Below are 26,969 nucleotides of genomic sequence, written 5' to 3' on the forward strand. Positions count from 1 at the left end.
AGAAAACCTCGGGCGCCAGCCGGGGGCGATTGCCGTGGTTGGCCGAGGGGTTGCGGACACTGGCGTAAGGAGGCTTGGCGGACATGTTGTGGGGATGGCTGTGCATGGCCGACAGAAGCCGTTGCACAACCGAAACACGCGCAAAAAAACTCTAAAACGAATGTTTTTATGGATATATGTCTTAATTTTGCACGATGTAGACGATTATTATAGGTATTAAAAAGCAATGAAATGACACAGCTATCTCAAGAAAATGCGGCCTCAGCTACAGGCCGCGCAGGGCTGGCGGGGCTGCTCATGACGCTCGGCATCGTGTTTGGCGACATCGGAACGTCGCCGCTCTACGTGATGAAAGCCATCACCCACACCGGCGAGACGCTCACCGACGACTATGTGCTCGGGGCGTTGTCGTGCATAATCTGGACGCTCACGCTGCAGACCACCGTAAAGTACGTGCTCTTGGCGCTGCGGGCCGACAATCGCGGAGAGGGCGGAATATTGGCTCTCTATGCTCTGTTGAGGCGCCACCGGCGGCGTTGGATATATGCCATAGCCATCATCGGGGCGAGCACTTTGCTTGCCGACGGGGTGATAACTCCGGCCATCACCGTCACCACGGCCATAGAAGGCTTGCGCGGCATCAGCCCCGACCTGCCGGTGTTGCCCGTGGCCCTGGCTGTCATCACGGTGGTGTTCTTCGTCCAGCGCTTCGGTACGCAGAGCGTGGGGCGCTCGTTCGGGGCGTTCATGCTTGTGTGGTTCCTCATGCTCGGGGCGCTCGGCGTGGTGTGGCTTGCGGGTTGTCCGGCCGTGCTCAAGGCGTTCAGCCCCCACTATGCGGTAATGCTCTTGGTGCGTTCGCCCGGTTGGTTTCTCATACTCGGCGCCGTTTTCCTGTGTACAACGGGTGCCGAGGCGCTCTACTCCGACCTCGGCCACTGTGGCAGGCGCAACATAACGGTGAGCTGGATGTTTGTCAAGGCCATGCTCATACTCAACTATCTGGGGCAGGGGGCGTGGGTGTTGTCACATCCGGCCGAGGCCGCCGGGGCCGTAAACCCGTTCTACGCCATCATGCCGCAGGCCATGCTGCCTTTCGGGGTGGCCATGGCCACAGGCGCGGCAATAGTGGCCAGCCAGGCGCTCATAAGCGGTTCGTTCTCTATTCTGAGCGAGGCCATGAACCTGCACTTCTGGCCCCGCATGAGGATAAAGCACCCCACAAGCGTCAAGGGGCAGCTTTACATACCGCTGGTAAACAACGTCATGTTTGTGGCGGTGGTGCTTACGGTGGTCGTTTTCAGAGACTCGGCGCGCATGGAGGCCGCCTACGGGCTTGCCATCACGGTGACCATGCTGATGACTACGCTGCTCCTGGCGTTTTATATGCGCATGATGGGGGCTTCACGCCTTGTGTCCGGGCTCTTCCTCGGCTTCTATGCAGCTGTAGAGGGGCTGTTCCTGGCAGCCAACCTCTCTAAGTTTGCGGCCGGCGGATGGTTCACCCTGCTCATCGGAGGGCTGCTTTGTTTCGTCATGTTTGTGTGGGTCGGGGCGCGGAACATACGCCGTAGGTACATGCACTTGAAGAAAATGTCAGACTACTACGGCATCATCTCGGCCATAAAGGCAGACGACAGCATACCCAAGTATGCCTCGAACCTTGTCTACGTGAACCATGCGCCGGGCGAGGACGAGGTAGACGACAAGCTGCTATATTCGATAATAAACAAGCAACCCAAGCGAGCCGACCACTACTGGCTGCTGCATCTCGACTTCGTGGACGAGCCGGAGACCCTTGAGTACACCGTCAGGCAGCTCGTGCCGGGCACGCTTTTCAGCGTCAACCTGCGCATAGGGTTCAGGATAGAGCCCCGTGTAAGCCTTTACCTGAGGCAGGTTGTGGAAGACCTGGTGAGCTCGCGCGAGCTTGAACTGACCAGCACTTACCCCTCGCTCCGCAAGAACGGCATACCGGGCGACTTCCGTTTCATCATCATCCACCACATCTACTACCCCGAAGACTCGTCAAACCGCCGCCAGAACATGCTCATGAGCCTTTACGCCATTATCCGGAAGATAGGCATCGACGAGCCCAAGGCATTGGGGCTCGACACGTCGGTGGTGGTGGTTGAGCGCGTGCCGCTCATTGTCTCGGGGCGTGCCAGGCACCTGAGGCGCATTGTGCGCACATGGCCCGAGGCCGGACATGGCCAGGGCTGACGCCGCCCAATGCGGCCTGAAAACGGCGAAAGCCGCGACGTCCCGTTGTCGGGAGGCCGCGGCTTTCGCTGTTTCAATCCACGTTTACTTCTTTACCTTGTAGATGCGGAAGGTCATCGGTGCTATCTCGTCGTTGATTACGGTGTTCTTCTTGCCTGCCTCGCAGTTGAGAGAGCCCTCCTGCGGAACAATCTTCTCTGGCTCGTCGAGAGTGTTCTCGGCCATCATGTCGGTGCAGGTCAGCGTTATCGTCTCAGCCTTGCGCTCGCCCTTAATCCCCGAGAGGTTGATGCTCACGGGCTGCTTCTGCTTGTTTGTGTTGATGACTTTCACGATAACGGTGCCCGACGTCTTGTCGATGACAGAGCTGGCAAACAGTCCGTCCTGTCCCTCCTGGCCTGCTATGGGCTGCCCGTCCATGGTCATGGTGAGCACGTTGGTGCCTTTGTTCATGGCATACATCTGCTGTACGTAGTAGCTTACAGACTTGAACAGGCGCACGTTGTCATACCATATCAGGTCGGGACGCCACTGCCAGCCTTCCACGTGGGCCAGCATCGGGGCGTAGGTGGCCATGTGCACTATGTCGGCATTGCGCTCAAGGTCGGTCATGAAGGCCGCTTCGTAGAGCGAAGTCTCGTAGTGGTTCCACTTCTTTCCCTTGCCGTGGCAGGCATATTCGCCAGCAAACACCTTCGGGCCCTTGCGGTCGTATTTCTCGTAACGCAGCCCGCTGGTGAGGAACCACGACTCGGGGCGGTAGAAATGCTCGTCTACCAGGTCTACCTTCTGGCGCTTCATGGCCTCCCATCCGAGGTCGAAGTTCTTGCCTTCGGAGTCGGGTCCGCTCGTGCCTATTATCTGAATCTTGGGATACTTGGCGCGTATGGCGTCGACAAACTTCTGCATCCTGACGAAGTAGAAGTCGCCCCACTGCTCGTTGCCCACTGCAATGAACTTGAGGTTGAACGGTGCCGGGTGGCCCATCTCGGCGCGCTTCTTTCCCCATGTGGTAGTAGTGTCGCCGTTGGCAAACTCAATCAGGTCGAGACAGTCTTGTATATAAGGGTCGAGTTCGTCCACGGGCACATGTGCTTTCTCGTTGTTCCGGTTCTGGTACTGGCAGGCCATGCCCACGTTGAGCACCGGCAGCGGCTCGGCGCCGATGTCTTCCGAGAGTTGGAAAAACTCGAAGAAGCCCAGTCCGTAGCTCTGGAAATAGTCGGGATAGTAGCGGTGTTCGAAGGTGAACTCCCAGCGGTTGCGGTTCAGCGGCCGGTTTTCCACCGGGCCGATGGTGTTCTTCCACTGGTAGCGGTTGTCGAGGCACTCGCCCTCGACGATGCATCCGCCGGGGAATCGGAGCACGCCCGGGTGCATGTCGGCCAGCGCCTGGGCTATGTCGCGGCGCATGCCGTTCTCCCGGTTCTTGAATGTGTTGACGGGGAAGAGGCTGATGTGCTCGAGGGCCACGGGGTTCTTGCCGTCGAGGAAGATGCGCAGCGAAGCCTTGTTGTCGGTTCGCGGCGACTTGATGCGCACCTCATACTTCTTCCATTCCGTGCCGTTGACGTCGAGTTTTGCCGTGGCGAAGTCCTGGCGTTCGCCCATGGTGTTGGCGTCTATTAGCTGTACGCGTATGCGTGCCGTGCCCTTGGGCGCCTTGGCCCAGACCGTGAAGCGGTATTCTTCGCCCTTAATCACGCCGATGCCGAAGTAGCCTTCGTTCACCAGGCCCGTGCGGCGCTCGGAGTGTCCGGCGTAGCCCAGCTCCACATAGTGCGGGCATCGCTCAAACGGGCCGTCGTTTTTGAGCGTCACGTTGCCGAATGTCTGCCAGCCCATGAAGCTCTGCGGAAACTCGAAAGAGCGGTTTTTCACCAGCTCGCCGTACAGACCGCCGTCAGCGGCATAGTTGATGTCTTCGAAAAACAGGCCGTACATGGTGTTCTGGACTGTGGCTCCCGCCTTCTTCGTGTTCACGTCCATCACGTGGGTTTGCGCGAATGAGGCCATGGCTGCGGAGAGTGCGAGTGCACAAGTTAGCAGTTTCTTGTTCATATTCAAATACAGTTGGTATATAAGTTAATGCCACAAAGTTAGCAATTTATTTCTGTTTTGCTTCCTGTTTGCCCGTTTTTTTGCTGCTTTTCTCCTTGTTCGGCCGTTTCATGCCTGTGCTGTCTCGTTGTGCTTTCAGGTATCTCCGCCATTCCTGATAGGCTTTCGGGTCGACTATGGTGCCCGTTGGCATTTTGAAACTTATGGGCAAGGTGTATTTCACGCTCATGTTCTTGCCTTCCCTCCGGCCCGGCTTCCAGTCGGGCATGCCCCTGGCCACCCTCTCGGCCTCGGCGTCGAGCAGCGGATGTACCGACCTTACGGTCTTTACATCAGTCACCCTACCGTCTTCATCTACCACGAACTGCAATACTACCCGGCCTTGTGCGCCCGATTTCATGGCGCCCTTGGGGTATCTGACGTTGTTGCTCAGGTATTTCATCAGGGCCTTTTCTCCGCCCGGAAACTGCGGCATTTCATCTATGTGGCATACAAAAACACCCTTGTCGCGGCCTTTCCCCTTTGCCGTTGCGTTGTTTGTGCTGTCTGTGGCAGCAGTTGCTGTCTGCGCGCAAAGCCCGGCCTGGGGGCAATCGGCGGTGGTGGATTTGGCTGTGGATTGGGCATTTGCAGCCTGTGACAATGCCAGCAGCAATGAAATCAGCGTGAGATAGGTTTTCGTCATTGTTCCTTTTGTTTATATGTATGGTTAATGTTTGCCGTAGGTAGGCAGGGGGCGCCATGGCCGCAAAACGGCCATGGCAAGCAATATCACTACTCCTCGCCATGGCCTACGGTTTGTCTGGCATGCCAACCACTCGAATAGAGTGTGGTGTAGCCGCCGTTGCAGTGGCTCCGGCCAGACCCGGCCAGTCCGGCAACAGTGTGCGGCCGGCATGTGGCACGGTGCCCGTCGGCCGCGGCCCGGATGGCCCGGTTACTGCTTTTGCATTAGTTTGATAGCAGAGGTTAGATGTCAGGCATGATGGCATGATGCCTTTCTGTTGTCGGGCCGCGGCGCCATGGGCCGCGGTGTCGTTTGGCCCGGGCGCTGAACGCATGGTTGCGTTTGCCACATCCTACCGGCCGACGGCATCAATACTTAAGGTGTGGCACCATGGATTTTTGCATTTTTTAGTCGTATAGGCATTGGACGTATGTGTAAATACATTATTATAACCGATGCAAATATACACATTTTATGGATAAATACATACGTATTTGCTTTTTTTATGATTTGTTTTTTGTTTCCGGGCCTGTATTGCTGCGGTTTGGCTGTGGGATTCTGTCGTTGTGTTGAGGTGGTGGGCGCGCTTCGGGGCAGTGCTTCGCAAACTGTTCCATGCCCTTTCCGGCACATTGCTTTCTGCCCTGCATCGGTGCAGTATGCTGTGCTTTAGGTTGGGGCGGCAATCAATATTCATTGAAATATATGCCAATCTCGTGGGTTGCCGCCGTTGTGGCAAGGGCGCGGTGGGCCGGTTGGCTTGCAAGTAGTGGATGGCGGTGGCGGTAGTTTTGCACGTGTCGGTTGTTGGGGCCCGGCGTGGTTCGGTGCTGTTGCCGTTCAGATAGTCAGTCCGCTTAGCCTAAGGAGCGGCGGTTCAGGCTTAGGCAAAGCGGCCGGAAAGATGCTGACAACGGTGTGAAAGCCCTTTGAAGGCTGTGAAAAACCACAAAAGCATGCCACCGGCTGTGTGACGACCGACACGGGTTTTTGTTGCCATCGAGTGCAAGCGCAGGCGGTGCAGCCATGGCGCCTGCCGTCCGCCGGTTGCCCGTGAGGGCAGCATGCTATTGCAGTATGGGCCGTTCGGGCTTGCGATATGGGCCGTTTGGCATTGCCAAACGGCCCATATCGCGCTGTAAAACAGGTCTTGTTGCAACGCGCTGACAGTCAGACGGTTGGCCGCCGTGTGCCCGGCCTGACGCCGCTGCCGCCGCGCGTGGCCCCGTGCCCGCCCATGTTGGCCCGGCCGGGGCTTGCCCGTTGGGCCGTCGGCGTCAGTCGGTCTTCATGCCTTCCGGCTTCTTGGGCAGCGTGATGCTCTCTACCGTATGCATCCATATCCGGCGCAGGTCGGCCCAGTGGTAGAAGGGCCACACGTCGGTAGTGGCGTTGGCCAGGCGTACCTCGCGCTCGTTGAGCAGCGGCTTTACCAGTATGTCGGCGCTGCCCGCCTTGCGGAAGAACACCAGCTGCACGTTGCCGCACATGGGTATGATGCGGTAGGTTTGGTAATACTCGGCTATCGAGTCCCAGTCGGCGGTGGGCCGGTCGAACGTTTCCATCTGCATCAGTGCCACGAGAGGCGCCAGGTTGGTGTCGTGGCCGAAGCGCAGCGTGGCCGCCGGGCGCCCCGAGGCCAGGCAGGTGTCGGCCGTCTCAACGATGTTGCGCAGCAGGTTGCGGGCCAGTCGGGGCATGTGGCCTCCGCTCAGTGGCGACGGGCCTTGCTCGTAGTACCACTCGAAGTTGTTGAGTTGCCACAGGTCGAACAGCTCTTCGGTGGTGAACAGGAAGCCGAGGTCGGGCTGGGCGTATGAGCTCTGGCTTATGCCGTGATACTCGAAGAGGTCGACCATCAGTTGCTGCGGGTCGTCAATCTCGGCCAGGTAGTCGTCGGCAAACAGACTGCGCATCAGCCTTTCGGGCCTGACAAACCGCTCGCGCGCGGCGGCGAAGGCCGAGTCGGCGTTTTGCTGGCAACTGTCTGAGTAGACGGGGTTCTTGTATTTTAGGTAGTAAGCGTCGTGCTCGCTGGCGTCGGTGGTTATGTTGAGGCGCGGGTTGAGCCCTTTCAGTTCGATGCATGCCGCAGCCATCGACAGGAAGGCGCGCGTCTTGTATGTAGAGCGTGCGTCGACATGGGTGCCGTCGGCAAATATCTCCGGATAGTTTGCAAACATGCGGTCGGCCAGGGCGCGGTGCTGGGCGGCCCCCTTGGGCGTCAGTTCGCCGTAGCGGTCGCCGCATTCTTCGGCCAGGGCCTCGACCACGGCCAGCGCCCGCTTGCCCTTGGGCGTCAGCGCGCCGCGGCGGTCGGCCTCGGCCAGCGCCGTGAGCGCCGGCCCATACTTGTCTTCGCCGGTCAGGTAGCGCGAGCCGTGGCGGGCGTAGGTGCTTATGTAGCAGGGGCTGTAGCCCTCGGGTGGCGGCGTGGGGCGCCCCTGCGGGGCCTCATACGCCATATACTTGCCGGCGGCCAGGCGCGGGTTGGCTTCTATTTCGCGCTCGGCGCGCGTTTGGGCCGTGGCCGTGAGCGCGAGCATCATGCCGGCGGCACAGGCCATCATGGCTGATTTAATGTTTGCAGTGGTATTCATCTCGTCGACTGTTTGTTAAAACCGTGCAAAAGTAATCAATTCGCCCGACGTGCCGGTTGCATTCCGTGTTACAATGTTATGAATAAACCCCGCCGGCCACCGCAGGCTGAGCTGCCCCCGGCCGGCCAACTTTCTTCGGGGGGATATGGCCGTTTATACGTATTATTATATAGCCGGCCACAGGCCCGGGGCATCCGTCGGGGCCCGGCCGGCAGGCATACGACAATTGAAAACCTAAAATAACAATAAGACAATGGAACAAAAAGAGAAGGGTAGCATGGGCTACCTCATTTCAATCGTGCTGGTCGCCGTGCTCGGCGGCTTGCTGTTCGGCTACGATACCGCCGTAATATCGGGGGCGGAGAAGGGCCTGCAGGCGTTCTTCCTCGGAGCCGACGACTTTACATACACCGACGCGTGGCACGGATTCACTTGCGCCAGCGCCCTGGTGGGATGCATCATCGGCAGCGCCATCTCGGGCTACCTGGCTTCAAACTGGGGCCGAAAGAAGTCGCTGTTCTTTGCAGGCGTGATGTTTTTCATATCGGCCTTGGGGTCGATGGAGCCCGAGTTCCTGATATTCGAGCATGGCGTGCCAAACTTCGAGCTGCTCGTGGCGTTCAACATCTACCGCATCATCGGAGGCGTGGGCGTGGGCCTTGCCTCGGCCATCTGCCCCATGTACATTGCCGAGGTGGCGCCGTCGAACATACGCGGAACGCTCGTCTCGTGGAACCAGTTTGCCATCATCTTCGGCCAGCTCGTGGTCTACTTCGTCAATTTCATCATCCTCGGCGAGAACGCCAACCCGGTGATTGAGGCCATGAAGGTGCTCAACGCCGACGAGGCCGCATGGACCATATCTACGGGATGGCGCTACATGTTCGGCAGCGAGGCCGTGCCGGCAGGGCTGTTCACGCTGTTGATATGCCTCGTGCCGGAGACTCCGCGCTACCTTGTCATGGCCGGGCGCGACGACAAGGCCCTGGCCATACTGCAGCGCATCAACGGAGCCACCGTGGGCAGCGAGATTCTGCACGAGATAAAGACCACCATCACCGAGAAGACCGAGCGACTGTTCACATACGGCGTCATGGTAATCTTCATCGGCATCATGCTCAGCGTGTTCCAGCAGGCCGTAGGCATCAACGCCGTGCTGTACTATGCTCCGCGCATCTTCGGCGACATGGGCATGACCGACCCCATGGTCAACACCGTCGTGATGGGCGTTGTCAACATCCTGTTCACCCTCGTGGCCATCTTCACCGTCGAGAAGTGGGGCCGCCGGCCGTTGCTCATCACAGGCAGCATAGGCATGGCCGTGGGAGCCTTTGGCGTGGCCCTCACCTTCGGCAATGCCTCGATGAGCATGGTGTGCATGGTGAGCATCATGGTCTACAGCGCATCGTTCATGATGTCGTGGGGCCCGATATGCTGGGTGCTCATTGCCGAGATATTCCCAAACACCATACGCGGCAAGGCCGTGGCCATCGCCGTGGCGTTCCAGTGGATATTCAACTGGATTGTAAGCTCTACGTTTGTGCCAATGTTCAACATGAAGACGGCCGGCGACCCCGACTTCGGCCACTGGTTCACTTACGGACTCTATGGCGTGATATGCGTGGTTGCGGCATTCTTCGTCTGGAAGCTTGTGCCCGAAACCAAGGGCAAGACGCTCGAAGACATGACCAAGCTATGGAGCAAGGGCCGCTGACCGGTATGGCCGTGGCCTGACTTTCGGGGCAAGGCAACCGCAAACACAGGCGGCGCGGCGGGGTGGGGCAGCAGTGCCCTGCTTGCTGTCAGCGCTGCCGCAGGTGTGGCGGCAGCCTTGCCCCGCCTTGTCTTAGGGCGGCGCCCGTGGTGGGGCGGTGCGGCTGCGTGATGTTGGCGTTTGTGGGGCATGATGCGGATGGCGGAACAAACATTCTGCGCATGGTGGCCTGTTGCAGGTAATTTCAGAAACAGGCCATGGTCTGTATGATGCCCGGTTGCGGCCTGGCAAGTCTGTTTTTGCCGCATTCGGTGAAATGGCGGCGCAGACGGTGGCCCTGGCTTCCACCGTTTGTTCTGTTGTGCGGATATTTTGCAGCATCGGATAAATATTTAGGTTCCGATGCAACATTTGTTTCTTCCAATGCGTCTATATAATATAAGTATTAACCAAAAACAGTGTATTATGAGATTGATGGCATTTTTATTTGCCTCTGTAGCGCTTTTATCGCTGGGGGCTTGCACTGAAAAATCAGCGCAGACGGTGCTGCATCAGATTGGCAGCGGAGGCAAGTCTATAAAGGCAAGCGGCAACTATGTGACAAAGAGTTACAGCGTTGGCAAGTTCAGCACCATAGAGGCCTCGGGTGTGGCCACGGTGGTTTACACCCAGACTTCAGGCCCGCAGAAAGTGGAGGTTTGCACGTCTGACAACCTGATGGAATATGTTTATGTTAAGGTTAACGACGGAAACCTCTTGGTGGGCCTTAAGTATGATGGCGCCATACAGTCGCTCGACAAGTTTGAGGTGCGCGTTTCGTCGCCGTCACTCAGTGGGGTCGATCTCAGGGGAGCGTCAAGGTTTGTGGCCGACGGTGCCATATCGGCCCGCACGCTGGACTTGTCGCTCTCGGGCGCTTCAAGGTTTTCGGGGGCATCGGTCAGCTGTACCGACCTCGACGTCGATGCCAGCGGCTCCTCAAACCTGTCACTTGGCAAGCTGAAGGCCAAGACGGCATCGTTTGACATGTCGGGGGCGAGCAAGGTAGACGTAGACCAGCAGGTGGAGAAATCAACCATCGGCCTGTCGGGCGCCAGCAAGGCCTTTGTGAAGGGCACGGCCGTCGACGCCGACTATTCCACCTCGGGCGCGGCGAATGTCAATGCCGAGAAGTGTGTGGCCCAGCGCGTTTCGGCCTCGGCCTCGGGCGCCAGCAAGGTTAATTGCCATGCGGTGGCCTCGCTGAAGGTCGACCGCAGCGGTGCAGCCTCTATCGGTTACAAGGGCAATCCGAAGATGGACGTGCCGTCGGCGAAATGGCTGCACAAGCTTTAAACCGCATCTTGTGGCTGCCGTAGCCCGGCCCTCGGCGGCGGAATGGGGCGCCACGCAAATGTGAATGCGGCCTGCCGGCGTATACCTTGCCGGCAGGCCGCAAACCTGTTCATGGGTGTTGTAGCGGCCGGGCGGCATCCGCCGTATGGGCCGACGTGGCCTGCGCCGCCGCCTGCCTTGCGCCGGGTTATTCGGGCGGCCCGGCTCTTGTGGCTTGGTGGGCCCGGCCAAATGTTAAAAATAAGGTGAGAAACGCATTTTACTTCTGTTTTGTAATATAATTAAAGTGTTGAAGGACAATCCAAAAAACAGTCGCCGCCATACTCTTTTCCCTACTCGTGTGGCCATAATCTATATTAGAACAATTTTCAACATGCGCTTATTTTAGCATTGAAAAGGCCGCCGTCTCAAGTATTTTGTGTATTTTTGCACGCGAAAAAGCCTGCTGCGCATAGGGCGCCATGGCGCCACAAGCTGTGATGCGTGCCTGAGTGATGTGGCCCGGGTGGATTCCCGGACAAGGCTTTAAACAAAGATAAAATGGCAATCGCATTTTGCCCGCAACTTCTTAATGATTCTATTGTAACTTCATGGCTTTCAGTAAGATACACTGCCGTGAGGTACTAAAAGGTTTACTCTTTGGGCAAGAATGACACATACGTAACCCCTTTCTTATGTGCAGCGTTGACGACAGTGTGACGGCTTTGCCTAACGAAGAGTCAGGCGAGCGGAGGCAGTGGTTTGTGCTATGCGACATGAAGCCGGTGCACGCCAAGTTGCCGGCCTACAAGTTGCTTGCCATGCGTGGAATTGTATGTTTCACGCCCATGCACGAGCGCGTATTCACGCAGGGGGGGAAACGGCGGCGGGAGTTGGTGCCTGTGGTGCAAGACTTGCTCTTCGCGCGTTCCACGCTGTCGGTGCTCTCGCCCATCATCGAGGCCACGCCAACATTGCGTTACCGCTTTGTGCGCAATTACCACAACCGCCACATGACCGTGCCCGACGAAGAGATGGAGCGCTTCATGCGTGCGGTAAATACGGCCGACAGTCCACGCTATTACCGCCCCGACGAGATAACGCCGACAATGCTCGGACGCACAGTCCGCATCGTCGGAGGCCCCCTCGACGGCTACGAAGGCCGGCTCCTCAAGCTGCGCGGCACACGCACCCGCCGCCTGCTCGTAGAGCTGCCCAACCTCCTCTCCGTCGGCGTCGACGTCAGCCCCGAGTATGTCGAGGTGGTTTAGTGTTGCTGTTCGTGGTGTGGGGCAAAAGGCTTCAATGCAACGCGTTTTTTTATTCGCGATGCTGTAGTTGTTGACATGATGGGCAGTTGCAAGGCATTTTTCATCAGTGCATTTGTATAATAGTTTGTACAACTAAACTTTCCTTTTTTTTCACTAATGGTGTTGAGCAAGTCAAAAAAACAAATTGTATATTTGTATTGTAGTACGATAGGAGGTGTTTTATTGGGTGTATTGGTTTCAATATTAAACACTCGCTTCTTAATTCCTTCTGAATATGGTGATGTTAGATATGTAAATAACATCATAAGTTTTTTTTCTGGTATTTTTTTGTTTGGATATTTCGTTTCGGGTAGTAGGCTTTTGGCTTTGTCGGAAAGCAAAGAAGAAGCTAGTAGAATAAAGGGAGCTCTTGTTTGCATTTTAGGAATTACTATCCTATTGATGATGATTGTAATGCTGCTTAGTGGAGTCATTCATAATTTTGTTTTGCACAAACCATATTATAGTCTCTTTTATTTCGCCATACCTGTGTGTGGCTCAACTCTGCTTTTAAATTACATCAACACATCTTCGCAAGGTGATAATAGCATTTCTACAATTGCTGCTGCCAGAATATGGCCGCAGTTAATGTATTTATTAACTGCATTTTTAGTTTATAAATATTTTGGTGCGACAAGCAAGCGAATGATACTCATCCAGAATGGTATTTATGCACTTGTCCTTGCAATCTTGATATTTAAAAATTCTCCTAAGTTTTCACAACTCAAAGAAACGTTTAAAAAACTAAACGAGGAAAATAAAAAGTATGGCTTTCAAGTGTATGTAGGCAGTTTAGCTAATGTATCCGTGCAATATATAGCAGGCATGAGTTTAGGTGTATTAAGTAATGACAATACAAATGTTGGATTTTACACCTTGGCACTAACTGTTACCACGCCTCTAATGATGTTGCCCAATGTTATAGGAACTACTTATTTCAAACAGTTTGCCCATCAAAAATTTATACCTCGCAAGGTTATATTAGGCACCTATACAATGTCAATTGTTACATTGGTAGGTTTTTGTGTATTAATATTTCCGATAGTAGATGTACTTTACAATGAATCATATTCAAATGTTGCATTGTATGCTAGTGTATTGGCTATTGGATTCACAATGCATGGTTTAGGAGATGTATATAATCGTTTCTTAGGTGCTCATGGTTTGGGAAAGTATTTGCGAAATGCTGCTTTTATTAGTGGCGGTATTGCATTGGCCGGCTATACAGTTGGCATTTATTTTGGAGGAATAACAGCAGCCATAATAACAAGGATACTAAGTTCTTCAATTTATTTTCTTGTGTTGTTGTTGTATTATAGAAAAGTAACGACGAAAAATGTTATATGAAATTCAAGACTTTGTTTTCGCAATATGGCCGTTTTGAGGTGCTATATATGTTTGTCATGGTCATCTATATGGCTCAGGCAACCAAAGAAACAGGGCGCATGGTCGGTTCCATATCAGGCAATCCCATACCTTTTTTGATACCAATAGTCCTGACTTATTTGTTGTGCAAGAGACATCCTATATCATTTAATAATAAAAATCTTTATATAGTATTGGCAATCTATGCCATTTGGGCATTTTGTTCATTGATTAAATATAATGTTTTTACTACAGAAGAATTATCATACCATTTCTTTATGGTGTATGCTATAGTAATTGCTTATATTCATGTTCAGGTATTTGGGCGCAAATTAATTCCGTTATATGAAAACATACTGGTACTGTTGTGTAAGATTGCAGTAGTCGGATGGTTGATTGCTGTTATTCTTCCCATGTCTTCTTCTTTGTTTCGCTTATTCCCTGAGACGGTTTATGGGAATCATGTTATTTATTTGTTTAATTGGATGGATCCAGTAAAAGGGCAAGTTTATTCTGGTTTGTTGCGAAATGCTGGCTGCTCATGGGAACCTGGGCGTTTTGCGATAATGGTTGTTTTGGCCATCTTTTGTAATTTATGCAGAAATGGAATAAAACTTAAAAATAATAATAACCTATTATGGCTTTTGCTTACGTTGCTTACAACTCAATCGACTACAGGGTATTTTACTGTAATTGCTCTTTTTCTGATTTTTGCAATAAAAAAATTAACTCTTAAGAATGCTGCATTTTTAATACTGGTATTTTTCCCAATTGTTTATGGAATATTTAAACTTGATTTTATGGGAGAGAAAATCACAACAAGAATAGAAGCATCTAAGGATATGACGCGTTTAGACCAGTCTTTTGAATGGCATTCTATGCAGTCGGAGGATGGCGAATATTTAGGTTCGTTAGATAGATTTGATGCTATGGCTTTTGAATGGATTAATTTTATTCATGATCCTATTCTTGGATATGGAATAAACTTTAAGCATTCCTATTTTTATAATAATATCTCTTCTAATTTCAGACTGGCTAATGGACTGATGAATATTCTTTCTGTTTATGGAATATTTCTTGGTTTATTCTTTTTTTATGTTTTGTTAAAATCCTCAAGAGGGATTTCAGAAGACTTTTATGAGAGTAAAAGAATGGCATTGTTTATGCTATTGTGTTTATGTGCTATTTCATACAAAATTTTAGCAATTCCCGTTTTTACAAGTTTTTGGTTTTATGGATATTTTAGAAAGGGTCTAGAGGCTAAAAGTGCAATTAAGAATTTTGATAAGATATAGCTCTTTGGTATTTGTGAGGTGTCTAATTCTTAATATGATATAAAATGAATTTGCGAAAGATTGTTGAGGTTCTTGTTTTATATTCCTAACTAGATTTTTTTGTTTGATTTGAGTTCGATTTATAAGTACCAATATTTTATCAAAATATGATTAAGTCTAAAAAACAACTTTCTTTCTATATCAAAGCAGACCGAATAATGAATGGGCTTCCGAAATCTCGGTCATTTAGAGAAGTGTTAGGCATTGCTCTTACCCCTACCCAGAGGATAGCTAAATTCATGTTGAATATGCGAAGATTAAGTTATTACTCTGCACGTAAGAATAAATCTCTTGCTGAATTTATTGGATATTATATAAGTTCACGACAATATAGAAAGTTATCTCTTCAGCTTGGTTTTTCGATAGGATATGATGTATTTGGCTATGGTCTTTTGATTCCACATCATGGAACAATAGTTGTCAATGGTGGCGTAAGGGCAGGTAATTACTGTGTTTTACACACATCAACATGTATAGGAGGAAGTGATAAAACCATAGGAAATGGACTTTATTTGTCGTCTGGTTCAATGATTATGGGAAAATTGACAATTGGAGATGGAGTTTCAGTTGCCGCCAATAGCCTTGTAAACAAAAGTTTTGGAAATAATGTTCTTTTAACTGGGTCTCCAGCAAATGTAAAACGTAAAGACTATCCAATGTGGTATGTACGTGATGGTGAAAAGTATTCAAAAAGGGTAGAGGCTGTTGAAAAATTGAAAATACAGATGTATGAATAAATTTATGGTTTAAAGATAATGAAAATACATTTTTATATAAATACATCTTTTCCTTATGGCATGGCGGCGGCCAAGCGGATATTGTGCTATGCACGTGGTCTGATGGCGGCTGGTAATAATGTTGACATAGTGGTGTGCCAAAAATGCTTTGAGCAAGGCGAGTATGATAACTTGCCAGCTAAAGGCACTTATCGTGGTGTTTCATACGAATATGTTTGTGGCAAATACAAGCACGCTAGGGGAAACAGGTTTATGAGAGGCATTGACTATCTTGTTTTGGATTATGTGCGTTCATTCTTCTATGCATTGAAGCACGTCCATCACGGTGATGCTGTATTCGCCTATTATTATCCCTTATTCCTGCAAATACTCATTATCATTGCTGCCAAAGTCAAGGGGGCAAAGATTGTAAAGGAGACATGTGAGCATCCTTCTGCTTTAGGTAATGTGAACTCTCGCTTGCATAAGTTTTGTAAATGGTTTGAATACCATTGTGTCATGCCTGGTTACGATGGATTCATTGTCATTTCCCGAGAGCTGAGTAAGTTTGTGATGCGCTATAAGTCTCGTTCTGCAAAATGTATCATAGTACCGATATTAGTGGAGAATCCTTTTGAGACCATTAACATTATCGAAATAAAGAGTGAATATGATGTTCCTTATATTATCCATACAGGAACAATGCAAGAGCAGAAGGACAGTGTATCCAAGATACTCAAAGCTTTTGCACGATTCAAAAAAGCATCCAAGTCTCCTTGCCGGCTTGTTTTTACTGGGCCTCACGCAAATGAAAACTGCAGTTATTTGCCGATGATTAAAGAACTGGGGATTGACGATTGTGTAGATTTGCTCGGGATGGTAAGTATAGAGCGCGTGGTAACTTTGCAGAGCCATGCTGCAATGACAATAATATACAAGAGTGACAATCTGCAAACTCGCAATTGCTTCCCGACAAAATTAGGAGAAATGCTGATATGCGGAGTTCCTATTATTACAACCACTATCGGCGATACCAACCTCTATCTTGAAAATGGTAAAAATGCGTTCATTGTAGAAGAAGATGATGATGAATCATTAGTTTCTTGTATTAAAGAAATATTAGGAAATCCTGCGAAGGCAAAGATAATAGGTGAAGCCGGCAAAAAAGTGGCTGAAAAATATTTCAATCCATTGTTTCAGGGCGAACGATTGTCGGATTTTTTGAATAATTTAAATAACGGTAAGGGTATGTTGAAGAATGCAAAATCGAGTTATATTCGAAAATTATATAAAAGGCTACTCAGTCCAGAAAATTATGCAAGGCTGATAGGAGTGAATATAGGCACAAACAATTTTATTCCGGATAAAAATTGTTGGTCATCGGAACCATATTTGATATCCGTCGGTAGTCATTGTCAAATTACAAATGGTGTGCGAATTTTTACTCATGGAGGTGGACATGTCGTTAGAAAGGCTAATCCTAATTTTGATGTTTTTGGCAAGGTTGTAATTGGTGATTGGGTATATATAGGCAATAACAGCTTGATAATGCCAGGCGTAACGATTGGCAATGGCTCACTGATAGCAGCTGGTTCTGTAGTAACTAAGTCTGTTCCACCAGGTGTTGTTGTTGGTGGAAACCCTGCGAAGATAATCACAACGGTTGATAAATATATAGAACATAATATTAAATATAATTTGGATTCAAAAAGCCTTTCTGTCGAAGAAAAAAGAGTTGTCCTTTGTTCTCTACCAGAAGATAAGTTCATAAAAAAAATGGAATTGAGGCAATAATAATATGTTTGGCTAATTTACACCAATGAGCGTATTTATGAGTTATCTATTTGTATCAGAAAGTCAACACAATGCATTATCGTTCAGTTGTAAGTCCACGCTTCTGATTTTTATCGCATCATGCTTATTAAGCAAGAATATTTAATTTATGGATTTAAATTTATTGAGCAGATACCGCACTATTTTGATGGGATTTGCAGCCATAATGATTATCATGTGTCATGCACCGCAATATGGTGTTGCAATGCCTGAGGTGGTCAGTAGCATACTAAGTCGAGGAGGGTTGGGGGTTGATATATTTCTTTTCCTTTCTGGCTTGGGCTGTTGGTATTCGCTCTCAAAAGGCGGGCCATTGAAACGATGGTATTACAAACGTTTCATTAGGATATTCGTTCCATATTTTTTAATTCAGATACCATTTTGTTTTTTTATTTATGCATTGGGGAATTTGATTGGCGTCATGAGTTAACTGTTTTTTCAACGGCTGGCTTCTGGCTATGGCATGAAGGAGCGTGGTATGTAGCATTATTACTGCCATTATATCTTCTAACCCCTTTAGTTTATAAACTTTTACAGAATGATAAACGGTTGTTAATATCCATAATTTTAATAATATCATTAGTATCTGTTTGTATGTTGAACATTAAATGTGTCAATGGAACAACTCATGAAATATTTAGTAATCTTCAATGGGCTTTCGGTCGTGTGCCAAGTTTTGTAATGGGAATGGCCATAGCTCCTTGTGTAAAGAATGGAATCAAGGTAAATTACCTTTTAATCATATTTTGCTCACTAATTACATATGTATCTATTCACCAGTTTGTCAGCAAAGACGCGCCTACACAATGGTGCTTAGTCCCGCCTGTGCTGGCTGTCATGATATTTTTGCTCAACAACTTAAAAAACTTTAAATGGTTTTTTGTTATCATAGGATGGATGGGAGCAATCTCATTGGAGTCATACCTTGCCAATATTTATCTTCCAAATATTGTTAAGTTTTATTTTGTACCGTACAAAAGTGGATGCCAAATTTTATATGGGGGATACTTGGAATATTTTTTAGTAGGTGTCATAGGAATCGCTTTGGCTTGGGGTATACATTCTCTTTCAAACCCTATAGTATATAGATTGAGCAGCAAATAAAAAAATGATTATAAAGTGAAAAGAAAAGCTTTGTTTTTTATTCCTCCTACTTGTGGCGGAGCGGAGAGGGTAACTATTACGGTAGCAAAATTGCTTATTAACAACGGTCTTAATATTGAATTTGCTATTGTCGGGCAACAGGGCGGAGACATAGAAAAGTTTATTCCTGGTGAATGCGCATTACATTATGTTAATATAAAGAACATCATGGACTTTACGACATTGAAGATTTATTCCTTGTTGGGTAAAGTAAAACCAGACGTTGTGTTCTCGTCGCTATGTTATATTAATTCAAGAGTAGCATTGGCAGCCCATTTGAGAAAGGGTGTCAAGGTAATTATTCGGAACAACAATAATTATTTTACAGAAAAGAATCTGGTTACGAAACTTTTGCGGAGATGGTGCTATCCTTTTGCTGATGAGATTATCATGCAAACAGAAGAAATGCGGGATGAATTCGTTAATTTTTTTCCAGCAAAATGCAAGAGTATTAGGGTTATACATAACCCCATTGATACTGAGGCTATAGTTAGAAAGACAAAAAATGTAGAAAATCCTTTTGATGACAAGTTTAAGAATTACGTATATGTTGGGCGTATTACAGAAGTTAAAGGCGTAGATTTTCTCATCTCCACATTTGTAAAGTTCCATAATGATTATCCAGATAGTCGCTTGTACATAATAGGGAAAGTAGAAAAAAAAGACAAGTTCTGTAATTCTGTAATTGAATATGTAAAGAAAGAGGGACTAGAAAGTTCTATCATATTTGTTGGGTTCACAGCTAACCCATATCAATATGTAAACTATGCGGATAGTCTGATTTTGGCTTCAAGAAATGAAGGTTTACCGAATGTTGTTCTTGAGGCGATGTATTTGAGATGTCCTGTAATTGTAACTAGAAGTATTCCGATTATTGATAGAATTGTCAGTCCAGAACGCGGGATTGTGATAGATGTTGATGACGAGGCTGGCTTATATAAAGCAATGTCAGACATTCTAACATATAAGATAACTACTCGTTATCAGAGTGATAGCGAAAAGATGTTTGTAGAATTGTTTTAATAACTAAAATAATGTGTGTGATGGCCGTATTAAAAATCATAGGAGAATTTTTCAGTTTCTTATATAGGGTGCTGGATCGATTCATAATGTTGTTTATGAGAGCGCGCTTTGCGAAGTGCGGTAAAAATGTTAAGTTAAAGCCATTATCATCTGATTTCGTATATAAGAATATTGAGATTGGGGATAATGTGAGGATTGGTGAGCGAGCAAGTTTTCAGACTTGGATAGCAAAGCTTCGCATTGGGAATAAAGTCCTTTTCGGACCTAATGTAACGATACGCGGAGGAATTCATCCATACTATGTGGCTGGAAGATTTATTTATGATATAGGAGAAGGAGAGAAGAACCCTGAAGATGATGCTGATGTCATAATTGAGGATGATGTCTGGGTTGGATGTAATGTCACCATACTGAAGGGTGTCACTATAGGTAGAGGTGGCATTGTGGCTGCTGGTGCAGTGGTAACCAAATCAGTTCCTCCTTACACAATTGTGGGAGGTGTGCCCGCAAAGAAGATTGGGAATAGATTCAAAACAGTGGAGGATACTATTTACCATGATAGTAAATTATTTGCAAACAATCGTATCCCCAATAAATTAATTGAATCAGAATTCACTCGATGAAAACAATCGCTCTAATTGCTTATGCTGTTTCCAACAGAGCAGGCAGTGAATACGCTGTGGGATGGGATTTTGTCAAACATATGGCAGAAACAGGGTTGTACAACATCACTGTTTATTATGGAAGTTGCATGCCAGGAACAATGGGTAAAAGCGAAAGTTTTCCATTGCTGAAAAACGTGACATGGAAGTGTGTGGAATTACCGAATGACCTGAAAAATAAATTCTTTTGGTTTGTACGTTGCAAGGTCTATTATGTATTTGGGTTCTATTTTCAATTCAAAGAGTGGCATGAACTCGTATTCAAAGAGATAGAGCGAGATAATAATTTGAAAAAATATGACGTAGTACACTATTTAAACCCGATTGGAATTAAAGAACCTGGATATGCCTGGCTGCTGAATATTCCTTATGTATGGGGCCCAGTTCAAGGTGTTGAGAGATGGCCGAAATGTTTATTACCTGTTCTCGATATAAAGGGTAAAATAGAAGCTTTGATTAGGTATGTATTGCAAAATCATAATCTTAAGCATTCCATCAGATTATATAAGGCCATGAATAGAGCTGATGCTGTCATTAGTGCTACTCCTAATACTCAGTTGCAGTTAAAGGCTATCTTTGGTAAGGAATCTGTTTACCTGCCGGAAAATGGCTTAAGAGTAGAGGATATTAAGAGGAGTTGCTCTTTAAAGAAGTATGATAAAACTACAAAGCTTGAGATAATATGGGTTGGTGAACTAAGTAACAGGAAAGGATTGGTTTTGCTATTAATGGCTTTAAATCAGATTCAGGAAAGTTTACATAATGTTCACTTGTCTGTTTTGGGGGAGGGAACTCAGAGCCATCATCTCAAAGAGTATGCTATTAAGCATAACTTAACATCAGTAGTTTCTTTCTTTGGTAAATTGAGTAGAGATGAAGTTCTGAAAAAAATTTCGAATAGTCATCTACATGTAATTACCTCATTAAGTGAAGCCACAACAACAGTAATATGGGAGGCTAAAGCTAATGGCGTGCCGACCATGACATTAGATCATTGTGGCATGTCAGGTGTTGTTACAGAAGAATCAGGAATTAAGATACCTGTCATTTCTTTGGCACAAGTTGTTAATGATATAGCTTCTCATATTGTGGAGATAATTAGAGAGCCGGCAATAATAGAGAGATTGTCTGCTGGTGTTATTAAAACAAATTCGTTATACACATGGGATAAGCGTTGTATGGTATTTCATACAGTCTATCAAGATGCCATAGAATCCCATGAGTCAAGATTTTAATGCATTCTGTCATTTTATAATTGCTAACTACATCAGGTTATGAAAATAGTGCTGGTAAATTATAGATACTTTTTTGCAGGAGGTCCGGAAAGGTATATGTTCAACATCAAGCAACTTTTAGAAGATGTTGGACATGAGATTATTCCTTTTAGTGTCCAAAATTCTAAAAATGTTGAAACTTCATATAGTAAATACTTTCTGTCCCCAATCGGTTCTGGAGATGATGTGTATTTCAGTGACATAATCAAAGGAAAGAAATCTCTCTCAGATCAATGGAAAGGATTAACCCGGATGATTTATTCTTATGAGGCAAAAAAGAAATTTAAGAAATTGCTTATTGACACTAAACCGGATTTAATCTACATGCTCTATTTTCAAAATAAGATTTCATGTAGCGTAGTACAGGCTGCCTATGAATTAGGAATTCCTGTGGTGCAGCGAATATCTGATTATTCATTACTATGTCCTTGTAGTATATATTTTAGACAAAACGATTGTCAAATTTGCGAGTTATGTACAGAGAAAACGAAGTTATATGCAGTTAAAAATAAATGTGTATATAATTCCTCCCTGTATTCGTTTATCAAAGCCTTAGCAATTGACGTTCAAAATATTGTTGGGGTACGAAAGAAAATAAAAAGATTTATTTTCCCATCATCATATACTATGAGTAAATTCATAGAAAATGGCTTTGAGAAAAATAAATGCGTTCATGTTCCAACATTGTTTAATGGTACAGCTTTGAGAACAGATTTACCGATAGAGTATAGGCCTTTTGCTTTATTCATTGGAAGGACGGATCCAGACAAGGGTTTGATGACACTATTGGATGCTTTTATAGGAACAGATTTTAATCTGAAGATAATTGGATTTTCAAGTGTAGCAGGATATTATGAAAAATTACAAGATTATGTCAAGGGGAAAAAGCACAATGTTGAGTTTCTCGGACGTATGGAGTTTAATCAAATGCAGGAATATTTGGCAAGTTGTTTATTTACTGTAGTTCCTTCTGAGTGGTACGATAATCTGCCTAATACAATTCTAGAAAGCTATGCGATGAAAAAGTGCGTAGTTGCTACTCGGGTAGGAAGCTTAACTGAAAACGTCTGTGATGGTGAGACTGGATTGTTGTTCAACTATAAAGATGCCATTGACCTAAGAGATAAGATAAGTTATCTGTTTAATAATCCATACAAGGCAAAAGAGTTTGGCAAGAATGCAGTTCGTTTGATAAACACGAAATATAGTATAACAAAGCATATTGATTCACTAATTCATGTATTTAAGGAGGTTGTAAATGCTGAAAGCAATAGCAAATAGACTTATACGGCATCTAGGGAAAGAAGGCTATGCCATTGATGACGCTATATCTAGCCTTGATTTAATTAAGGTTCTCTGGTCAAAATTTTTCGATGGAATTAGAGGACAGTGGCTCAGGTTGAGGACAAAAGAATCAGCAGGTCTGGTGTTTGTGGGCAGGCATACCGTAATAAAGCATTGTGGACATCTTAAATTAGGCAGGTCTGTTACTATAGGACCTAATGTTCACATAGATGCTTTGTGTCGAGGAGGAATTTGTGTCGGAAATAATGTTACAATAAAGGAAGGTAGTATTATTGAAGGATATGGAGTGTTAAGGAACCTTGGTGAGAGCCTAAAAATAGGTAATAATGTTGGTATATCGCAATATTGCTTTATAGCTATTCGAGGAAATGTAACAATTGGAGACAACACTATTCTTGGCCCCCATGTTTCTATTTTCTCGGAAAACCATATTGCAGATAGTCTAGAAATACCTATTGTTAATCAGGGGGAAGTCAGGGCGGATGTGGTTATAGGAAATGGCGTTTGGATAGGGGCAAGAGCAGTTATACTATCTGGTGTTACGATAGGTGACGGTGCAATTGTGGCCGCAGGGGCTATTGTTACAAAAAATGTTGCCCCTTTCACCGTTGTTGGCGGCGTGCCAAGTAAATTAATTAAAAATCGAGGCCGCAACAAATATATGTATAATCCGTAAGGTTAAATGACGACAGGAAAATGAATTTATTAGTTTCTAACTAAAAAGGGAAAATAACAGCTTAGTCTTTGTTCTGTTGTGTAAAAAACTTGCCAAATAATCATACATCAAAATATAGTCATGAAAATAGCATTTGTTAGTACTCGTGGTATTCCAAACAATTACGGGGGCTTTGAGCAGTTTGCGGAATATATCTCCGTTGGCCTAGTGAAAAGAGGACATGAAGTTGTAGTTTATTCTCCAAGGTTTCACCCATATCAAGGGGATACTTATAAGGGGGTAAGAATAAAGCATATATATAGTCCTGAAACGTGGATCGGAAGCTCTATAGGAAGTTTCTTTTATGATTTTTCTTCTTTGCGTGACGCCTTGCAAAAAGAAAACTTCGATATAATTTATGAGGCTGGTTATACTAGCATTATACCTGCTTATATTTGGTTTAATGTGAAAAAGCGGAAACGACCGATATTTACGACAAATATGGATGGATTGGAGAACAAAAGGTCAAAGTTTAGTCCGATAGTGAGGCGTTTTCTTGATTGGGAGGAAAAGATGGCTGTTAGATATAGTCATTACTTGATAGCAGATAATATGGGTATCCATGATTACTACAAAGAAAAATATGGCAAAGAAAGTAAGTTCTTAGCTTATGGCGCAGATGTTCACGATAATTTCAGCGAGGAATATTTAAAAGAATATGCTTTGACCCCAGAAAATTATTACATTCTAATTGCTCGTTTAGAGCCCGAAAATAATATTGAAATAGCAATAGAAGGGTATCTGCGTTCGAGTGAGAAAGGGCGCAGGCCGTTAATTGTTGTTGGTAAGACCACCACACCACATGGTAAGGAGTTGTTAAGTAAATATGGAAATGAAAGTGATGTTAGATTTCTTGGTGGTATATATGATTTTAAAAAACTTGATTCTGTTCGTCATTTCTCAAGAGCATATTTTCATGGACATAGTGTAGGGGGGACAAATCCATCACTGCTTGAAGCAATGGCTTCAGGTTGTTTCGTGTTGGCTCATGAAAATCAATTCAACAAAGCTGTGCTAAAAGACAATGCTATTTATTATTCTTCTGCCATTAGAGTGACAGAACTGTTAGATGGTATGGATGACATTATCTCACGGTACAAAGCTGAATTTGTGAAAAACAATATAGATGTGATACGACGTGAATATTCGTGGGAACATCTTGTAGATGAACATGAGAGGTATTTCTATTGGTTGTTGGAAAAAGGCGTAAAATAAGATGCGCAAACAGATAAGTTTTACTATGAAAGGAATCGTTCTCGCCGGTGGTAGCGGTACACGTCTTTACCCCATCACCAAGGGCATCAGCAAGCAATTGCTGCCCATCTTTGACAAACCGATGATTTACTATCCCATCTCCGTGCTGATGTTGGCCGGGATTAGGGATATACTTATTATATCCACGCCATATGACCTGCCGGGTTTTAAGCGTCTGCTTGGCGATGGTAGTGGCTACGGAGTTAAGTTTGAATACGCAGAGCAGCCATCTCCTGATGGTTTGGCTCAGGCCTTCATTATCGGCGAGGAGTTCATCGGTGACGATTGCGCCTGCCTTGTTCTCGGCGATAACATCTTCTATGGTGCAGGATTAAATAATTTGCTTGACCAAGCTGTACGAGCAGCCGTGGAGAATGGTAAGGCCACAGTGTTCGGATATCGCGTCAGCGACCCGGAACGATATGGCGTTGCTGAATTCGATTCGGAAGGCAACTGCTTGAGCATTGAGGAGAAACCGGCCAAACCAAAGAGCAACTACGCAGTGGTTGGATTGTATTTCTATCCCAACAAGGTGGTAAACGTTGCCAAGAATATCAAGCCTTCGACACGAGGAGAACTTGAGATTACCACTGTCAATCAGGTATTCCTGCAAGACCACGAGTTACTTGTACAGACTATGCCACGAGGATATGCCTGGCTCGACACAGGCACACACGACTCTCTTTCTGAGGCCAGCACATTTATTGAAGTACTGGAGAAACGTCAGGGACTCAAGGTGGCCTGCCTGGAAGGCATAGCCTACCGTAAGGGCTGGATAACAGCCGAGAAACTTCGTAAGCTCGCACAACCTATGTTGAAGAACGACTACGGAAAGTATTTGCTTTCAATATTGGATGAACCGGTTGACGCCGTAGTTAAGAATTTGGAGTATTAATGATATGGAAGTCGTAAAGACAGAGATCGATGGCGTGGTGATCATAGAGCCGCGCATATTCAAGGATGCCAGAGGCTATTTCTTCGAAAGCTTCTCAAAAAGGGAGTTTGAAGATAAAGTAGGCAAGGTTGACTTTGTTCAGGATAACGAGAGTATGTCATCATACGGAGTGATGAGAGGTCTGCATTTCCAATGTCCGCCGTTCACGCAAGCCAAGCTGGTACGTTGCGTTAAGGGAGCCGTGCTTGACGTGGCTGTTGACATACGCAATGGTTCCCCTACCTATGGCAAGCACGTTGCCGTTGAACTGACCGAGGATAACCACAGGCAGTTCTTCATTCCCAAAGGCTTTGCACATGGATTTGCTGTGCTTAGCGAAACGGCAGTGTTCCAATACAAGTGCGATGAGTTTTATCATCCAGAGGCAGACGGAGGCATCAGCATACTAGATGACAGTCTCGGTATTGACTGGTGCATACCTACAGAGCACGCAATTCTTAGCGAGAAGGACACCAAGCACGCGTTGCTGAAGGATTTTGACACGCCGTTTGTTTATTCAAAGTAACGGAGGGGAACTATGAACATACTTGTTACAGGCGCAAACGGGCAGCTCGGCAATGAGATGCGCATTGTCAGCAAGGAAACAGCTGACAATTACACCTTTACAGATGTTGTAGAGATAGATGGCCTTGAAACCACCATCCTTGATATGACAGATGCGAACGCAGTTAAGAATATAGTCACGGGAAAGAACATTGGTTGCATCGTAAACTGCGCGGCTTATACCAATGTGGACAAGGCTGAGACGGACGTGGCTTTGTGCCACAAACTAAATGCAGATGCACCGAAGATTCTTGCCGAGGCAATGAAAGAGGTGAGCGGGCTGCTTATTCATATCTCTACCGACTATGTTTTTGGTGGCGATCCATATAACACCCCTTGCCGTGAAGATCAAAAAGGCACTCCTACTGGAGTTTATGGCAAGACAAAACAGGAGGGAGAGAAGAACATTGAGGCAGTTGGCTGCGACTACGTGATTATACGAACTGCCTGGCTTTACTCAGAGTTTGGGAAGAACTTCGTCAAGACGATGATCAACCTCACAGCAACTAAGCCGAAACTGAATGTTGTCTTTGACCAAGCTGGTACACCTACCTATGCTTATGACCTTTCCTTAGCTATAAAGGCTGTATTAGAAGACTATGCGGAGGAAAATCACAAACTGGGATATAGTAAGACTGGCATCTATCATTTCAGCAACGAGGGCGTTTGCTCGTGGTACGACTTCACGAAGAAGATAGCCGAACTTGCCGGAAATACCAACTGTGACATCCAGCCCTGCCATAGCGACGAATTTCCTAGCCCGGTGACGCGCCCTGCTTATTCTGTTTTGGACAAGACAAAGATAAAACAGACCTTTGGTCTTGAGATTCCTTATTGGACAGATTCCCTTAAAGTCTGCATGAGAAATATGGGGGCAATGAAGTAATTAATTATTCTC

General features: G+C 46.6%; 20 protein-coding genes and 2 pseudogenes. 19 read left to right on the forward strand and 3 right to left on the reverse strand.

The window, feature by feature from the left end:
• Nucleotides 1–231: 231 nt before the first annotated feature.
• On the forward strand, nucleotides 232–2,223 hold the full coding sequence (locus tag M3089_RS07440; RefSeq protein WP_249083010.1) for a KUP/HAK/KT family potassium transporter: 1,992 nt from the start codon (nucleotides 232–234) through the stop codon (nucleotides 2,221–2,223).
• A gap of 84 nt (nucleotides 2,224–2,307) precedes the next feature.
• Here M3089_RS07440 and M3089_RS07445 read toward each other — a convergent pair whose 3' ends face one another.
• The 3 genes from M3089_RS07445 to M3089_RS07455 form a co-directional block, all read right to left on the reverse strand.
• Nucleotides 2,308–4,284, reverse strand: coding sequence for an alpha-L-arabinofuranosidase C-terminal domain-containing protein (locus M3089_RS07445; RefSeq protein WP_249083012.1), 1,977 nt, complete (start codon nucleotides 4,282–4,284; stop codon nucleotides 2,308–2,310).
• A 46-nt stretch (nucleotides 4,285–4,330) separates the two neighbouring features.
• On the reverse strand, nucleotides 4,331–4,969 hold the full coding sequence (locus M3089_RS07450; RefSeq protein ID WP_249083015.1) for an energy transducer TonB: 639 nt from the start codon (nucleotides 4,967–4,969) through the stop codon (nucleotides 4,331–4,333).
• Between the two features lie 1,319 nt (nucleotides 4,970–6,288).
• Entirely contained in the window at nucleotides 6,289–7,611 is a 1,323-nt protein-coding gene (locus M3089_RS07455; protein ID WP_249083018.1) for a histidine phosphatase family protein, read from the reverse strand.
• A gap of 253 nt (nucleotides 7,612–7,864) precedes the next feature.
• Between M3089_RS07455 and xylE the strand changes: the two genes are divergently transcribed.
• The 18 genes and pseudogenes from xylE to rfbD all read left to right on the forward strand — a co-directional run bounded on the left by xylE (nucleotide 7,865) and on the right by rfbD (nucleotide 26,957).
• Nucleotides 7,865–9,325 carry a D-xylose transporter XylE gene (xylE, locus tag M3089_RS07460; protein ID WP_249083021.1) on the forward strand — a complete coding sequence of 487 codons (1,461 nt, stop codon included), beginning with the start codon at nucleotides 7,865–7,867 and terminating at the stop codon, nucleotides 9,323–9,325.
• A gap of 465 nt (nucleotides 9,326–9,790) precedes the next feature.
• The gene (locus M3089_RS07465) at nucleotides 9,791–10,660 is read left to right on the forward strand and encodes a head GIN domain-containing protein (RefSeq protein WP_249083022.1); all 870 of its coding nucleotides are present in this window, start codon (nucleotides 9,791–9,793) and stop codon (nucleotides 10,658–10,660) included.
• A gap of 674 nt (nucleotides 10,661–11,334) precedes the next feature.
• Nucleotides 11,335–11,910, forward strand: coding sequence for a UpxY family transcription antiterminator (locus tag M3089_RS07470; protein WP_249083025.1), 576 nt, complete (start codon nucleotides 11,335–11,337; stop codon nucleotides 11,908–11,910).
• A 156-nt stretch (nucleotides 11,911–12,066) separates the two neighbouring features.
• The gene (locus tag M3089_RS07475) at nucleotides 12,067–13,296 is read left to right on the forward strand and encodes a lipopolysaccharide biosynthesis protein (RefSeq protein WP_249083029.1); all 1,230 of its coding nucleotides are present in this window, start codon (nucleotides 12,067–12,069) and stop codon (nucleotides 13,294–13,296) included.
• Nucleotides 13,293–14,609, forward strand: coding sequence for a hypothetical protein (locus M3089_RS07480; protein ID WP_249083032.1), 1,317 nt, complete (start codon nucleotides 13,293–13,295; stop codon nucleotides 14,607–14,609). The genes M3089_RS07475 and M3089_RS07480 overlap by 4 nt, the downstream gene beginning before the upstream one ends.
• 146 nt (nucleotides 14,610–14,755) lie before the next feature.
• Nucleotides 14,756–15,385: an LbetaH domain-containing protein gene (locus tag M3089_RS07485; protein WP_249083037.1), complete on the forward strand. Its 630-nt coding sequence runs from the start codon at nucleotides 14,756–14,758 to the stop codon at nucleotides 15,383–15,385.
• 18 nt (nucleotides 15,386–15,403) lie between these two features.
• On the forward strand, nucleotides 15,404–17,158 hold the full coding sequence (locus M3089_RS07490; protein ID WP_249083039.1) for a glycosyltransferase: 1,755 nt from the start codon (nucleotides 15,404–15,406) through the stop codon (nucleotides 17,156–17,158).
• A gap of 148 nt (nucleotides 17,159–17,306) precedes the next feature.
• On the forward strand, nucleotides 17,307–17,627 hold the full coding sequence (locus tag M3089_RS07495; RefSeq protein ID WP_249083041.1) for an acyltransferase family protein: 321 nt from the start codon (nucleotides 17,307–17,309) through the stop codon (nucleotides 17,625–17,627).
• Complete coding sequence (locus M3089_RS07500; RefSeq protein WP_394802262.1) at nucleotides 17,579–18,301, forward strand: acyltransferase family protein; 723 nt, start codon at nucleotides 17,579–17,581, stop codon at nucleotides 18,299–18,301. The genes M3089_RS07495 and M3089_RS07500 overlap by 49 nt, the downstream gene beginning before the upstream one ends.
• Before the next feature lie 15 nt (nucleotides 18,302–18,316).
• A complete protein-coding gene (locus M3089_RS07505; protein ID WP_249083045.1) occupies nucleotides 18,317–19,363 on the forward strand; it encodes a glycosyltransferase in 1,047 nt (348 codons plus the stop codon).
• A gap of 371 nt (nucleotides 19,364–19,734) precedes the next feature.
• A pseudogene (locus M3089_RS15925) lies at nucleotides 19,735–19,986 on the forward strand (DapH/DapD/GlmU-related protein); the annotation flags it as partial.
• On the forward strand, nucleotides 19,983–21,260 hold the full coding sequence (locus M3089_RS07515; protein ID WP_249083049.1) for a glycosyltransferase family 4 protein: 1,278 nt from the start codon (nucleotides 19,983–19,985) through the stop codon (nucleotides 21,258–21,260). The pseudogene M3089_RS15925 and the gene M3089_RS07515, both read left to right, overlap by 4 nt.
• 39 nt (nucleotides 21,261–21,299) lie before the next feature.
• The gene (locus M3089_RS07520) at nucleotides 21,300–22,580 is read left to right on the forward strand and encodes a glycosyltransferase family 4 protein (protein ID WP_249083052.1); all 1,281 of its coding nucleotides are present in this window, start codon (nucleotides 21,300–21,302) and stop codon (nucleotides 22,578–22,580) included.
• A 511-nt stretch (nucleotides 22,581–23,091) separates the two neighbouring features.
• Nucleotides 23,092–23,280 (forward strand): annotated as a pseudogene (locus tag M3089_RS15930) (DapH/DapD/GlmU-related protein); the annotation flags it as partial.
• A 120-nt stretch (nucleotides 23,281–23,400) separates the two neighbouring features.
• Nucleotides 23,401–24,534, forward strand: a complete 1,134-nt coding sequence (locus M3089_RS07530; protein WP_249083055.1) for a DUF1972 domain-containing protein — start codon at nucleotides 23,401–23,403, stop codon at nucleotides 24,532–24,534.
• A 25-nt stretch (nucleotides 24,535–24,559) separates the two neighbouring features.
• The gene (gene rfbA, locus M3089_RS07535; RefSeq protein ID WP_249083057.1) at nucleotides 24,560–25,468 is read left to right on the forward strand and encodes a glucose-1-phosphate thymidylyltransferase RfbA; all 909 of its coding nucleotides are present in this window, start codon (nucleotides 24,560–24,562) and stop codon (nucleotides 25,466–25,468) included.
• A gap of 4 nt (nucleotides 25,469–25,472) precedes the next feature.
• Nucleotides 25,473–26,033: a dTDP-4-dehydrorhamnose 3,5-epimerase gene (rfbC, locus tag M3089_RS07540; RefSeq protein ID WP_249083058.1), complete on the forward strand. Its 561-nt coding sequence runs from the start codon at nucleotides 25,473–25,475 to the stop codon at nucleotides 26,031–26,033.
• Between the two features lie 12 nt (nucleotides 26,034–26,045).
• Entirely contained in the window at nucleotides 26,046–26,957 is a 912-nt protein-coding gene (gene rfbD / locus M3089_RS07545) for a dTDP-4-dehydrorhamnose reductase (protein ID WP_249083060.1), read from the forward strand.
• Nucleotides 26,958–26,969 lie beyond the last annotated feature (12 nt).

Source organism: Marseilla massiliensis (assembly GCF_023336985.1).
Lineage (GTDB): Bacteria > Bacteroidota > Bacteroidia > Bacteroidales > Bacteroidaceae > Prevotella > Prevotella intestinigallinarum.

Excerpts from the sequence above, each read along its gene's own strand:
- M3089_RS07440 (WP_249083010.1), top strand. The coding sequence starts at position 232 with ATGACACAGCTATCTCAAGAAAATGCGGCCTCAGCTACAGGCCGCGCA.
- M3089_RS07445 (WP_249083012.1), bottom strand. The coding sequence starts at position 4,284 with ATGAACAAGAAACTGCTAACTTGTGCACTCGCACTCTCCGCAGCCATG.
- M3089_RS07450 (WP_249083015.1), bottom strand. The coding sequence starts at position 4,969 with ATGACGAAAACCTATCTCACGCTGATTTCATTGCTGCTGGCATTGTCA.
- M3089_RS07455 (WP_249083018.1), bottom strand. The coding sequence starts at position 7,611 with ATGAATACCACTGCAAACATTAAATCAGCCATGATGGCCTGTGCCGCC.
- xylE (WP_249083021.1), top strand. The coding sequence starts at position 7,865 with ATGGAACAAAAAGAGAAGGGTAGCATGGGCTACCTCATTTCAATCGTG.
- M3089_RS07465 (WP_249083022.1), top strand. The coding sequence starts at position 9,791 with ATGAGATTGATGGCATTTTTATTTGCCTCTGTAGCGCTTTTATCGCTG.
- M3089_RS07470 (WP_249083025.1), top strand. The coding sequence starts at position 11,335 with ATGTGCAGCGTTGACGACAGTGTGACGGCTTTGCCTAACGAAGAGTCA.
- M3089_RS07475 (WP_249083029.1), top strand. The coding sequence starts at position 12,067 with ATGGTGTTGAGCAAGTCAAAAAAACAAATTGTATATTTGTATTGTAGT.
- M3089_RS07480 (WP_249083032.1), top strand. The coding sequence starts at position 13,293 with ATGAAATTCAAGACTTTGTTTTCGCAATATGGCCGTTTTGAGGTGCTA.
- M3089_RS07485 (WP_249083037.1), top strand. The coding sequence starts at position 14,756 with ATGATTAAGTCTAAAAAACAACTTTCTTTCTATATCAAAGCAGACCGA.
- M3089_RS07490 (WP_249083039.1), top strand. The coding sequence starts at position 15,404 with ATGAAAATACATTTTTATATAAATACATCTTTTCCTTATGGCATGGCG.
- M3089_RS07495 (WP_249083041.1), top strand. The coding sequence starts at position 17,307 with ATGGATTTAAATTTATTGAGCAGATACCGCACTATTTTGATGGGATTT.
- M3089_RS07515 (WP_249083049.1), top strand. The coding sequence starts at position 19,983 with ATGAAAACAATCGCTCTAATTGCTTATGCTGTTTCCAACAGAGCAGGC.
- M3089_RS07520 (WP_249083052.1), top strand. The coding sequence starts at position 21,300 with ATGAAAATAGTGCTGGTAAATTATAGATACTTTTTTGCAGGAGGTCCG.
- M3089_RS07530 (WP_249083055.1), top strand. The coding sequence starts at position 23,401 with ATGAAAATAGCATTTGTTAGTACTCGTGGTATTCCAAACAATTACGGG.
- rfbA (WP_249083057.1), top strand. The coding sequence starts at position 24,560 with ATGAAAGGAATCGTTCTCGCCGGTGGTAGCGGTACACGTCTTTACCCC.
- rfbC (WP_249083058.1), top strand. The coding sequence starts at position 25,473 with ATGGAAGTCGTAAAGACAGAGATCGATGGCGTGGTGATCATAGAGCCG.
- rfbD (WP_249083060.1), top strand. The coding sequence starts at position 26,046 with ATGAACATACTTGTTACAGGCGCAAACGGGCAGCTCGGCAATGAGATG.